The sequence below is a fragment of the Zhengella mangrovi genome, from assembly GCF_002727065.1.
GTDB lineage: Bacteria > Pseudomonadota > Alphaproteobacteria > Rhizobiales > Rhizobiaceae > Zhengella > Zhengella mangrovi.
Genome location: NZ_PDVP01000017.1, coordinates 102,166 through 114,321, shown reverse-complemented (window position 1 = coordinate 114,321; position 12,156 = coordinate 102,166). Strand labels below are relative to the sequence as shown.

Sequence of the window (12,156 nt, the reverse complement as noted above, 5' to 3'; positions counted from 1 at the left end):
ACCGCCCACACACGAGCCTCAATGGGCTCACACCGAACGAATTCGCAACCCGGTCCGCAAGGGACCACAACGTGAACAGGGCTAGCCTATGAATGAGTACATTCAGGGGAGCAGGTCACGGCAAACCCGGCGCAGCGGGACACAAACCGCAAATCCTGCCCCCGCAACCAACCAACTTCCGACATCCACACCGTCGCCAACGCGAAAGCTTCGCTTCCGCTGGCGAGGTCGCTCGTCGTCCTGCGGACCACAACCTGACCGTCGCAGGGTCCAAGCCTGCCCCCGCAACCAACCAACTCCCGACATCCGCACCGTCGCCGGCATGGAAGCTTCGCGATGATGGTGCATGCCTAGGTATCGGCGGCTGTTTTCCATAGGGAGACAAGGGTTCCTGCGTAAAAATCGCGACCGCTGCCATAGCGGACGCCAACGGCGCGGTCATCGGCGGGTTATTGAACAGCATCGCCAAGTTGCGCGCCCGGTTTCTGGGCCTCTGACATTTTCGTGAACTGCCGGCTTGTTCAGAAGCCGGTTAACTTCAGCGTCTATGCTGCGGCCCGAAACTGGACAGGCAAGACGGGTCAGCGGACTATGGCCATGGCTGGAAAAGATATCTTCGAGAAGGTCAAGCCTCTGATCGGGCTGATCAATTCCGTCTTTTCGGTGCTGCCGCGCTTTCTCTTCAGCGTCACCTGGCCGCTGCTGGAGCTCGTTCCGTGGAGACTCGGCATCGCGCTTCGCTATCTCTGGGCCAAGCGCCTGGCAAAGGCCTGCGGCGACAACGTGGTCTTCGAGACCGGGGTGCGCGTGACCTTCTGGGAAGAGATCGAACTGGGATCGAACGTCTCGATCTTCGAGACCTGTTACCTCGACGGGAAGGGCGGGATCCGCATCGGGGACAATGTCTCGATCGCCCACCAGTGTTCGTTGATCAGTTTCGATTTCGATATCAGCGATCCAGGCACGCCGATGAAATATAGCCCGATGCGTAAAAAGCCGATCATCATCGGCGACGATTGCATGATCTTCTCCGGCGTGCGCATCTTTGCAGGGGCCGAACTCGCGTCGCGGACCGTGATCGCCGCCAACGCGGTGGTCAAGGCCGGGCGCTACGCGTCCGGGCTCTATGCCGGCCTGCCTGCCGTCCGCAAGAAGGCGGTCTGACCGGTCTCCACAGTTCTGAACCACGAGACGCGCGCGCCCGGTCCTATTCCCATTCCATCTGCTGGAAGACAGCCTGTGCATTCCGGCCGGCAAGGGCGTCGAACTGGTCCAGGTGACGGAAGGCGGACTGATCGACATCGACGGAGCCGATGATGTCGCCGCCGGCGTCGATATGATCCCGGATGCGTTTGCGCAGGTTGTCCAGGTAATCCCGCGTGTCTGACCTTGCCCGTTCCAGGGTTGCCGCCGGGCCGTGACCCGGAACGACGATGCGAGGCGATAGGGCGTCGATGGCGGAAAAGGCATCGAGCCATCCGCCACTGTCGGAAAAATCGAGAACACCCAGAAGCCTGCCGACGAAAACGATATCGCCCGCGAAGACGATCTTCTCGTCCGGGAGCCAGACGAAGCTGTCGCCCGGCGTGTGCGCCGGGCCCGGGTGGACGATTTCGATATGCCGTCCGCCGAGATCGAGCCTGTAGCTGCCGGCGAACGTTACATCCGCGTAGGCTGGCTCCGTTCCATCGAGCGCGGCGCCAAGGAGTTGGGACAGCATGCTCAACTGCATCGACGCGCGTTCCTGCTGGTCGGCGACGGCCGCTTCCGAGGCAATGACGGTCGCCCCCTGTGCCTTCCAGTAGCCATTGCCAAGCCAGCGGTGATCCTGCCCGCCGGTGTCGATGACATGGGTCACGGGCTGGTCGGTCAGGCCCTTGACGACCGCATGCAGCGCCGCCGCGCCGGCCCAGCTGCCGCCAGGGTCGACGAGGACAGCGCCTGACCCTGTCTCGATCAGGCCGAAAGTCGAATTGTTGGCAAGGTTCCCGGCATTGCGCTGGATTGACGGTCCCTCGATGGCCCAGATGCCGGGCGCGACAGCGTCAACCTTCAGTCCGTCTGCCGCGACGGTGAACGGGACGAGAAGAGCGGCGAGGGCGAGCAACCACTTCATGGCAGCCTCAATGCTGGTGCGGGTTCCGGCCGGTAGCGAGGGCCAGGTGATGGGCCTGATGATGCATGCCCACCGTCATGATGCCGATGAAGCCGAGCGCACGAATGCGGTCGACATCCGGACCGGTCACGGTCATCGCCGCGCCACCGGGGATGTCCTCGGCCGTCATCTGCCAGCCTTCGACACCGTTCATGGTCGCCACGTGGGCGGGCACCATGGCGCGGATCGAGGCCGTAACGCCCGGATCCGCGGACGTGGCAACGAAGCGGGCGCCATCGTCGAGGACCTGTGTTTCGACCTCGGCGCGCAGGGTGACATTGTCCATGTCGATCAGGTGCTGGCGCAGGGCCTCGATGTCGACTTGGCTCCAGTCCGTCGACGGATCGGCCATCAGCCGTGCGACGATCTCCTGGATCGCAGCAAACGCGGCCTGGCCACCCTCACGCACCGGGAGTGCGGCCTGTTGCATCATCGCCGCATGGTCATGCCCGCCATCCATCATCATGTGCCCGGACATGGCGTGGCCGGCGTGGTCCGTCATGTCGCCGGCTTGGGCAAGCCCCGGACCGGATAAGATGGCGATGAGCAACAGAAGCCTGAGCATTGGGACCCTCATGTCTTGTTTCCGATCGTCGGTTTCCGGGTCTTTGTATTGCAGCTTCCCGGTGCAGGTCATATGATTATGATCATGCAAGCCGCCATCACCGATCTCTTTGACGGGGCTCGCCGCATCGATCTTGTCGCCGGCGATACGCTGTTTCATGCCGGGCAGACCGTCAGCCTTGTCTTCCTTGTCTCATCGGGGCAAGTCCACTTGCGCCGGCACACCGAGCAGGGCCAGATGCTCGTGCTTCAGAATGCCGGGCCGGGAACGGTACTGGCGGAAGCGTCCGTCTACTCGGCCCGTTACCATTGCGATGCGGTGGCGGCCGGGAACGCTGCGGTCGCGGCGCTTGGCCGCCATGATTTCCTTGGTGCCCTGAAAAATGACAACCGGCTTGCCGAGGCCTGGGCAGCGACCCTGGCGCGCAGCGTCCAGGCGGCCCGGGTACGGGCCGAGATCCGATCGCTTCCACGCGTCACAGACCGGCTCGACGCCTGGCTGTCGGAGGGAAATATTTTGCCGGCAAAGGGAGGCTGGCAGGATCTCGCCGCAGAACTGGGGGTGACCCGGGAAGCGCTTTACAGGGAACTCGCCCGACGGCGCGGGACCTGACGATCCGGGCCCCCGATGCGGGCCGCGAAAGGGGCGGTAAATGCTCGTGCGGCCGGTGAGCGCGCGCGGCACTCCTGAATTCGACCATGAAAACTTAAATCAAAATTCACCAGTCCAGCGGACTGTCAACCTTACCATGAAGGGAAACGAATGTGTTTCCCCGGAAAAGCTGAACAGCAATCCGGCGCCACGGGGGACCGGTGTGACATCGAGGGAACGAAACGTGCGGGTTTTCGGGAGTTTGTTTGGCGGCCGTGCGGCCGAGGAAGCGGCGAAACCGGGTCTTCATCGGCTTGGCCTGGAGAGCGCGGTGACCGCCATGGCGGTTCCCTGCTTCGTGCTCGACGCCAACGGGGCCGTCGCCTACTGGAACAAGGCCTGCGAGGAACTCACCGGCATGTCCGCGCGGGGCATGATCGGCACGAAGGAACACTGGCGCGGTTTCTATCCGCACGAACGGCCCTGTCTCGCCGATCTCGCGCTTTCGGGCAAGTCGGCGGATATCGCAAAGCTCTACGCGGACGGCAACAATGCCGACAGCAGCCACCTGCGTGCGCACAACTGGTGCGACCTGCCGAAAGGCGGCCGGCGCTTCCTGCTGATCGATGCCTGCAAGATCATGGGTCCCGACGGGGAGGTGGCCGGCGTCCTCGAAACATTGGTCGACCACACCGAAATCGAAATGAAGCGCCTGGAGATGGAAGAGGCCAAGCAGCAGCAGGAGGAGGTCGTCCAGGTGCTCGGCGATGCTCTCCAGCGGATGGCGAGGGGCGACCTCTCCGTGCGCCTGCAGAAGCGCTTTTCCGCCGACTACGAACCGATCCGGCGCGACTTCAACGAATCCGTCTCGACGCTCAGCGATTCGATTGCCGCGGTCATCGGCGACGCCGAGCAGATCGGGACCTATGCGATGAACATGTCCCGGCTGGCCGAAAGCCTGGCCGAACGGGTGCGCCAGCAGGCGGACAGCCTCGAGAAGTCGACGACGGCCGTGCGTTCGCTGACGGACGGAACGCAGGCGACAATGAAGGAGACCCAGGCGGCCAAGGACACGATCCAGTCTTCCGCGGCCCAGGCCCGGGATGCCTCGGGCACGGTTTCCAAGGCGATCGAATCGATGCAGCGGATCGGCGCATTCTCCGAAGAGATCGAGCGTACCATCGCCATCATCAACGACATCGCGATGCAGACCAACCTGCTGGCGCTGAATGCCGGTGTCGAGGCCGCGCGCGCCGGAGACCAGGGGCTCGGCTTCGGCGTCGTTGCGAGCGAGATCCGGACGCTGGCCCAGACGTCTTCCAGCGCAGGCAAGAGCATCTCGGACCTCGTCGGCCAGTCTGGCTCTGCCGTGCAGGAGGGCGGGGAACTGGTCGGCATGACGGGAACCGCGTTCGGGACAATCCTTCAGCAGATCGAACTGGCCGAAACGGTGATGGCGCGCCTGATGGCGATTTCCGACGAGCAGAGCCGCTCGCTTGCCTCGGTCAGCGGTGCGATCGGCCAGATCGACAGCACCACCAAGCAGAACGCGAAGCTGGCCGAGGAAACGTTTGCGGCCAACAAGGCGCTCGTCGAACGCGCCGCCAACCTGCGCCAGCTCATGACGCGGTTCCAGGTCCATTCGGCGCAGTCGTCCGCAATGGGCGGGAAGCGGCCGGTCGCCGCCTGATCCGCCGGTTGCCGCGCCCGCGAAGCCTGGAACATTCCCGCTCGAACCGGATCAGGCCTGCCTGCGCAGGGCCTCGATTTCGCGGCGCAGGGCCTGCAGTTCTCCCATGATCGCCGTCTGGTCGTTGTGCAGTTCCTCCCGGTCGCGCGCAGCGGTTTCCTCGTGTTCGGCCTGCATGGCCGAAACGATGATACCGATGAACAGGTTGAGCACGGTGAAGGTGGTCACCACGATGAAGGGGATGAAGAAGAGCCAGGCCAGCGGATAGACTTCCATGACCGGGCGGACGATGCCCATGGACCAGCTTTCCAGCGTCATGATCTGGAACAGGGAATAGGCGGAGGCGCCGATGGAGCCGAACCATTCCGGGAACTGGCTTCCGAAGAGCTTGGTGGCCATTACCGAGAAGACGTAGAAAATCAGCATGATCAGCGCGAGGATCGACCCCATGCCGGGCAGGGCGGCCAGCAATCCGCCGATGACCCGGCGCAGGGACGGCACAACGCTGATGAGGCGCAACACGCGCAGGATGCGCAGGGCGCGCAGGACCGACAGGCCGCCGGTCGAGGGAATCCAGGCAATACCGACCACGAGCAGATCGAAAATGCGCCAGGGGTCGTGAAAGAAGCGCGACCGGAAAACCAGCGCCCGTGCCGCGAGTTCAACCGTGAAAACGACCAGCAGGACCCGGTCGATCGCGTAGAGCACCGTTTCCATGCCGCTGCCGGCCACGACCGTGGTTTCCAGGCCCAGTGTGATGGCGTTGATGACGATCAGCGCAATGATCGCCATCTCGAAACGTTGGGAGCGCACGAGTCTTTCAAGCACTTGCATGGATCCGGTTCCCGGGGGTGGAGGATTTCGGGTTTCAGATGGTGTAAAAGCATTTCCCGTTCAATGCCATGGGCGAAGTTGCGACCCCTGCCGGAACCGCCCGCGGGGCCGATAGCCTTTGGGCGTCCCCGTTTCACATGTGTGAAGTTGGCGAACGGCCCGTTTCCCTCTTCGCAAACGATCCGGCCTTCCGTCAGAATGGCGGTACACGCGTGAGACAGACGGGAGGCTTTTCATGAGTGCGCTGTTTTCGACATTCCGCCTCGGTCCGCTCGACCTTGGCAACCGCATCGTCGTGTCACCGATGTGCCAGTACAGCGCCGAGAACGGATGCCCGCAGTCCTGGCACCTGATCCATGCCGGCAGCCTGATGATGTCGGGTGCCGGGCTGGTCATCCTCGAGGCGACTGCGGTGGAGGCGCGTGGGCGCATCACCCACGGCTGTCTTGGCCTCTACACCGACGAGCAGGAAACGGCTCTGGGCGGAATCGTCCGGGAAGCCCGGAAACTGTCCGGTGCCCGGATCGGGATCCAGCTTGGCCATGCCGGGCGGCGCGGTTCGGCCCGGTCCATCCGCGACCGCTGGAAAGGCGAGTCGCTGCCGCCGGAGGAGGGGGCATGGCGGACCTGCTCGGCCTCGGCGATCGCCTACAACGACCAGTGGGCCGTACCGGAAGAACTGACGCCCGGGGGAATCGCGGACCTGGTGGAGGCCTACGCCGACGCAGCCCGCAGGGCCGTGCGGGCCGGCTTCGACCTCGTCGAAGTGCATGCGGCGCATGGCTACCTGTTGCACGGGTTCCTGTCGCCGCTGACCAACCAGCGAAGTGATTCCTATGGCGGCAGCCTGGAGAACCGGATGCGCTTTCCGCTGGAGGTCGTTCGCGCGGTCCGAACTGCCGTGGACGGGCGCATCGCGCTCGGCGTGCGCGTCAACAGCACGGACTGGCACCCGGACGGCGCGACGCCGGACGACGCGATCGTCTTCGCGAAGGCGCTGGAGGCCGAAGGGGTGGATTACGTCGTGATGTCAGCGGGCAATCTCGTCCCCGACGCGGTCATCCCGCCGGCCTCGCCGGGGCACCAGGTGCCGTTCGCCACGCGCATCAAGCAGGAAACAGGACTCGCCGCAATGGCCGTCGGCTTCATCGTCGATCCGCAGCAGGCCGAGAGCATCGTCGCGAACGGGGAGGCGGATCTCGTCGCCATCGCGCGGGCGATCATCGATGACCCGCGCTGGGGATGGCATGCCGCGGCGGCGCTTGGCGCGGATATCGACTATCCGCCGCAATACCTGCGGGCGCGGCCGAACAATTGGACCGGATACCGGATCGTTCATCCCGACAGCCAGCCAGCATCCAGCAGTACGCAGGCGGACCGTCCTTCCGCCTCCGGCTGGGACCGGCCCGATGGGGCCGGCCGGAACCGCCGGGCCGGGTAGACCGGCCGGTCGGGGCCTATCGGCTTCAGGCGGCGGCCGACTGCTTCTGCTTGTCGAAGATGAAGTCGGCGTATCCGTCCTGGCTCGGCTTGAGGCACAGGTCGCGATACTTGTTGAAGCCGCCGATGAACATGGTCAGGCCCTGCGGCTTGCCCTTCACGTTCGCGCCCACCCACCAGGTGTTGGCCTTGCGGATGAGGGAGTGCTCGGCCAGCGTTGCGACGAGCTTCATCCAGTCGTCCTCGGCCTTCTGGGTCGGCTCGATGGATTTCAGCCCGTTGCGGTCCATGTGGGTAATGACGTTGGCGATCCAGTCCACGTCGTGCTCGGCGATGGTGATCAGGTTGGCCAGCGCGGCAGGGCCGTTCGGTCCGCTCACGGCGAAAAGGTTCGGGAAGCCGTGCAGCATCATGCCGTAGAGCGAGGTCGGGCCATCCTTCCACTTGTCCTTCAGCGAGATGCCGTCGCGGCCCTTCACGTCGAAGGCGAGCAGGGCCCCGGTCAGCGCGTCGTAGCCGGTGGCGAAGATCAGCATGTCGAGTTCGGTCTCGCCCGATTCGGTGCGAATGCCCTTCTCCGTGATCTCGATGATCGGGTCGCTCTTGCAGTCGATCAGGTGCACGTTCTCGCGGTTGTAGGTCTCGTAGTAGGAGGTGTCGAGGCAGGGACGGCGGGCGAAGATCGGGTAACCGCGCGGCTTGAGCGCTTCGGCGGTCGCGGGATCCGTGACGATCTCGCCGATCTTCTCGCGCACGAAGTCGGCCACTTCCTCGTTGGCGTCCGGGTTGATCATCAGGTCGGAGAAAATGCCGAGGAAGGTATGGCCGCCGTTGATCCAGGCCTGTTCCATGAGCTGGCGGCGCTGGGTCGGCGGCAGGCTGAAATAGGGGCGGGTCGAGATCGGGCGGGCGCCACCGGTGGGGTTGTTGCGGCAGGCCTCGCGGATCGCCTTGTAGTGGCGCTTCATCTCGGCCACGTAGTCCGGCTCGAGGTCATGGTTGCGCATCGGCAGCGTGAAGCTCGGCGTGCGCTGGAAGACGAAGAGTTCGCCGGCCTTCGGGCCGATTTCCTGGATGATCTGGATGCCGGTGGAGCCGGTGCCGATCACGCCGACGCGCTTGCCGGCATAGCTGACCGGGTCATGCGGCCATTTCTGCGCACGCAGCAGTTCGGCCTTGAACCTGTCGATGCCCGGGATGTCCGGATCCTTGGGGATGGAGAGCGGCCCGGTCGCCATGACGCAATAGGGTGCTTCCAGCACTTCGCCGGCGTCGGTCGTCGCGCGCCATACCTTCTCGTCCTCGTCCCAGATGGCGCTGGTGACGCGGGTGTTGAACTTGAAGTCCTTGCGCAGGTCGAGCCGGTCGGCGACGAAATTCGCGTAGGCGAGGATTTCCGGCTGGGCGGCGAACTGTTCCGACCAGGTCCATTCCTGCTGGATCTCGTCGGAGAAGCCGTAGCTGTAGTCGATGCTCATCAGGTCGCAACGCGCGCCCGGATAGCGGTTCCAGTACCAAACGCCGCCGACATTGCCGCCGGCCTCGATGCCAACGGTCTTCAGTCCCATGCCACGGAACTTGTAGAGCGCATACATGCCGCCAAAACCGGCGCCGACGATAAGAACGTCAACGCGTGTTGCCTGGTCAGTGCTCATGATTCTTCCTCCCGGTTCAGCCGAAATGCTGTCTAGTCGGGCAAGTAAATGCGCCCGCGCGGTCTCCATCAAGCTTTCTCAGCCGACTGAAGTGCAGTTTTACATCTGTGAAGTCACCGCTCAAAAACGGTCCGTCGCAGGCCTCAGAAATGCAGGCTTTCCGGCCCTGTGGCGGGGCTGACGCGTCCTTGCCCGGACACGCCGCAAATGCCCGGCGCCCCAAGGCGCCAGGCCGGTTTGCGTTTCAATCCTGATCTTCGGCCAGCCGGTTTCAGGCTGCCTTTTCCAAGCCCGCGCGCAGGCCCTGAAGCGTGCCGCAGTAATTGATCAGCGGCATCCGGCTCTCGCAGGCTTCGCTGGCCGAAGTCACCTGGCCGATCAGAACCGTGTGCGAGCCGGCACGCTCGCGGATCACCGGGCGGCAGACAAGGCACTGGAGGCTGTCGGGCAGCGTCGGAACGCCGGATGCCTGCTGCCAGCCGGCATCGGCAAAGCGGTCGGCGCCCTGCAGTCCGTTCATGCCGGCGAAGGTGCGGGCGATCTCTGCCTGGTCCTCGCCGAGAATGTTCACCGAAAAGCGCTCCGCGTTGACGATGGCATCGTGGCTGGCCGACGTGGAATTGATGCAGACGAGGATCATCGGCGGCTCGGCCGAAACCGAGGAAAAGGCCGAGACGGTCATGCCCCGGCGATCGGCGCCTTCCCCGGCGGCCACGACGCAGACGCCGGAGGCGAACTTGCGCATGGCATTCCTGAAGGCCGCGTTGGACACCGGTTCGGACGCGTCGCGGAACTCGATGTGGGCGCGGATGGCGCCCCCTTCACCGATCCAGCCCCGGGACTGGGCGAAGGCCACCATGCTGGCGAAGCCGGCTTCCCAGTCGGCCGGCAGGTCGACCGGCAGAAGGGCGCGAAGGCAATCCGGGCGAACCCAGGCGTGGCCGTCGCAGGAGAGCCGGCCGATACCGCGCAGGGCGGTCCCGGGGTGCGGCTTGAACTTGCCATCCATCAGGATGGAAAAGCGGGTGAAGTCGGTCGGATCCTCGAGGCGCGGCGGACCGGATTCTGCGATGACGATCCGCATGGCTCAGGCCGTCGCGTATTTCGGCGCGGCGGTCCCGGCATCGCTGCCCAGCGCCTTGCGGATGGCGGGAATGATCTTGTCGCCCCAGACCTCGATCTGCCGCAGCATCGTCGTCTGGTCGCAATCGCCGAGCTGCGTCTGCAGCGCGATGTGGCGCGGCTTGAGGATCTCGATTTCCTCCAGCATCCGGTCGATGACCTGGTTGACGCTGCCGACCGGAAGATTGGCGCGCATCTCGTCGAGGGTCATTTCCTGCTGCAGCGGCACTTCCTGCATCAGGTAGCCGTCGTCGGTCTCCTGGCGGCGGTCACGCAGGCTTTCCGACAGCCGACGGGCAAAGCGGGCGCTGTCGAGATAGGCGTCGATATCGGCCTTGTTCTCGCTGGCGAAGCCGCAACGCAGGAAGCCGAACTTGGTGTCGTCGACATTGGTGCCGGCGGCATCCGCTGCCTCTTCCATCTTCGACCGCAGCACCCGGATGGCGTCAAGGCCGCCCAGCAGCGCGGTGATGAACAGGTTGTAGCCTTCGCGCATGGCGCGGGCCCGGACGAGCGGGTTGCCGGTCGTCACCCAGATCGGCGGCATCGGATCCTGAACGCAGCGCACATTGAGCGAGCTCTGCGGGATCTTGAGGTACTTGCCGTCATACTCGAACGACTTCTGCGTCAGCGCCATCGGGATAACGTCCATGTATTCCTGGAACATCTTGCCGGCCTCGGAAAGGTCGGTGCCGAAGCGTTCGAACTCGAACTGCTGGTAGCCGGAGCCGATGCCCAGTTCGAGGCGTCCGTTCGACAGCGAGTCGACGAGACCGACCTCGGCGAGGAAGCGCGGCGCCTGGTAGAGCGGCAGCACGCAGACGGCGGGGCCGAGGTGGATGCGCGAGGTCTTGGCGGCCGCATGGGCACAGAGCATCAGCGGCGACGGCGACAGCGAGTAATTGTTGAAATGGTGTTCGGCGTACCAGGCCGTGTCGAAGCCGGCCTGCTCGGCGGCTACCGTCTGCTCGATCGAGTTCTGGATGATGTCGTGCGACGATTGTTGGTAGCTGCGCTGCTGTGCGAGCAGAAAGACACCGAATTCCATCATATCCTCCCTAGATAGACTGACTGACCGGATGGTAAGTCCGTTGGAATATGATAACAATAAGGTCATTCCTGGCATCAGCTTTTCAAAAAATGCAAAGGTGACCGATGGACAAGCTCAGGGCGATGGCGCTTCTGGTGGCGACGGCGGAAACGGGGAGCTTCTCGCAGACCGGCCGGAAATTCGGCCTTTCGCCGGCCAGCGTTTCCCGGCAGATCGCCGAACTGGAGGACCAGCTCGGCGTGACGCTGGTGCTGCGCTCGACGCGCAACCTCGTGCTTTCGGAGGCGGGGCAGCTTTACGTGCGGCAGGCGGAAATGATCCTCGCCTCCGTCGACGCGGCCGATGCCGGCATGAGCGCCATGCAACAGGCGCCGACCGGTGTCCTGCGGGTTCACTCGCGCACGATGTTCGGCGTGGCGGTGCTGGCGCCGCTGCAGGTGGACTTCGCGCGCCAATATCCGGACGTGACGGTGGAACTGCACCTGTCGGAAAAGGCAGTCCGTTTGCGCGAGGATGGTTATGATCTCGATTTCCGGATCGCGCCGCCGCAGGAAGCCGGCTTGATGCGCAAGCGGCTTTTTCTCAGCCAGCGGATCATCGTCGCTTCGCCGGACTACCTGGATCGCATGCTGCCGATCGAACAGCCTGCGAACCTGCGCGCCCACAATTGCCTCGTCTACTGGCTCAACGGCGACCCGGTCACCTGGCGGTTCAGGAAGGATCGCGCGGTGGAGGAAATCCAGGTTCCGTCGAATTTCGCGTCCAACAACGGCCAGGTGCTGCTGGAAGCCGCCAAGGCGGGACAGGGACTGGCGCTGCTCGACGATTACACGGTGGCAGCCGATCTTGCCTCAGGCCGGTTGCGCCGCGTGCTGGGAGACTACAGGACGACGAACACGACCTTCGAGGAGGGCATTTACGCGACCTTCCTGGAGGGGATCCAGATTCCGCAGAAGCTGCGCGTGTACCTCGATTTCGTCTCGGAATCGTGGGCAAGCAAGGTCCGCGCGGTTCCTTGACCCAGCGGTCAGCCGGGCGTTATAGACCGTTGAC

Annotated in this window: 11 protein-coding genes; 5 read left to right on the top strand and 6 right to left on the bottom strand. The window is 64.3% G+C overall.

Annotated features, from left to right (window positions below; all coding sequences use genetic code 11):
• Positions 1 to 597 precede the first annotated feature (597 nt).
• A complete protein-coding gene (locus CSC94_RS20455) occupies positions 598 to 1,164 on the top strand; it encodes an acyltransferase (RefSeq protein WP_165784536.1) in 567 nt (188 codons plus the stop codon).
• A 43-nt stretch (positions 1,165 to 1,207) separates the two neighbouring features.
• Here the strand turns inward: CSC94_RS20455 and CSC94_RS20450 are convergent, their stop codons facing one another.
• The gene (locus CSC94_RS20450; RefSeq protein WP_099308228.1) at positions 1,208 to 2,116 is read right to left on the bottom strand and encodes an MBL fold metallo-hydrolase; all 909 of its coding nucleotides are present in this window, start codon (positions 2,114 to 2,116) and stop codon (positions 1,208 to 1,210) included.
• Between the two features lie 7 nt (positions 2,117 to 2,123).
• On the bottom strand, positions 2,124 to 2,720 hold the full coding sequence (locus CSC94_RS20445; protein ID WP_205853376.1) for a hypothetical protein: 597 nt from the start codon (positions 2,718 to 2,720) through the stop codon (positions 2,124 to 2,126).
• A gap of 15 nt (positions 2,721 to 2,735) precedes the next feature.
• On the opposite strand from CSC94_RS20445, the gene CSC94_RS20440 reads away from it, so the two are divergent.
• Positions 2,736 to 3,332 carry a Crp/Fnr family transcriptional regulator gene (locus CSC94_RS20440; protein ID WP_133122943.1) on the top strand — a complete coding sequence of 199 codons (597 nt, stop codon included), beginning with the start codon at positions 2,736 to 2,738 and terminating at the stop codon, positions 3,330 to 3,332.
• Between the two features lie 310 nt (positions 3,333 to 3,642).
• Positions 3,643 to 5,001 (top strand): methyl-accepting chemotaxis protein, encoded by a 1,359-nt coding sequence (locus tag CSC94_RS20435; protein ID WP_165784535.1) that lies wholly within the window; start codon positions 3,643 to 3,645, stop codon positions 4,999 to 5,001.
• Between the two features lie 51 nt (positions 5,002 to 5,052).
• On the opposite strand, the gene CSC94_RS20430 is transcribed toward CSC94_RS20435, so the two are convergent.
• Positions 5,053 to 5,835 (bottom strand): ion transporter, encoded by a 783-nt coding sequence (locus CSC94_RS20430; RefSeq protein ID WP_099308225.1) that lies wholly within the window; start codon positions 5,833 to 5,835, stop codon positions 5,053 to 5,055.
• A gap of 235 nt (positions 5,836 to 6,070) precedes the next feature.
• On the opposite strand from CSC94_RS20430, the gene CSC94_RS20425 reads away from it, so the two are divergent.
• On the top strand, positions 6,071 to 7,276 hold the full coding sequence (locus tag CSC94_RS20425) for an NADH:flavin oxidoreductase/NADH oxidase (RefSeq protein WP_099308224.1): 1,206 nt from the start codon (positions 6,071 to 6,073) through the stop codon (positions 7,274 to 7,276).
• Positions 7,277 to 7,301: 25 nt separating this feature from the next.
• On the opposite strand, the gene CSC94_RS20420 is transcribed toward CSC94_RS20425, so the two are convergent.
• The 3 genes from CSC94_RS20420 to CSC94_RS20410 all read right to left on the bottom strand — a co-directional run bounded on the left by CSC94_RS20420 (position 7,302) and on the right by CSC94_RS20410 (position 11,100).
• On the bottom strand, positions 7,302 to 8,930 hold the full coding sequence (locus CSC94_RS20420; RefSeq protein WP_099308223.1) for a flavin-containing monooxygenase: 1,629 nt from the start codon (positions 8,928 to 8,930) through the stop codon (positions 7,302 to 7,304).
• A 271-nt stretch (positions 8,931 to 9,201) separates the two neighbouring features.
• Positions 9,202 to 10,014 carry a flavin reductase family protein gene (locus CSC94_RS20415; protein WP_099308222.1) on the bottom strand — a complete coding sequence of 271 codons (813 nt, stop codon included), beginning with the start codon at positions 10,012 to 10,014 and terminating at the stop codon, positions 9,202 to 9,204.
• Positions 10,015 to 10,017: 3 nt separating this feature from the next.
• Positions 10,018 to 11,100: an LLM class flavin-dependent oxidoreductase gene (locus CSC94_RS20410; RefSeq protein ID WP_099308244.1), complete on the bottom strand. Its 1,083-nt coding sequence runs from the start codon at positions 11,098 to 11,100 to the stop codon at positions 10,018 to 10,020.
• A 107-nt stretch (positions 11,101 to 11,207) separates the two neighbouring features.
• Here CSC94_RS20410 and CSC94_RS20405 point away from each other — a divergent pair, with 107 nt between their 5' ends.
• Positions 11,208 to 12,122, top strand: a complete 915-nt coding sequence (locus CSC94_RS20405) for a LysR family transcriptional regulator (RefSeq protein WP_099308221.1) — start codon at positions 11,208 to 11,210, stop codon at positions 12,120 to 12,122.
• Positions 12,123 to 12,156 lie beyond the last annotated feature (34 nt).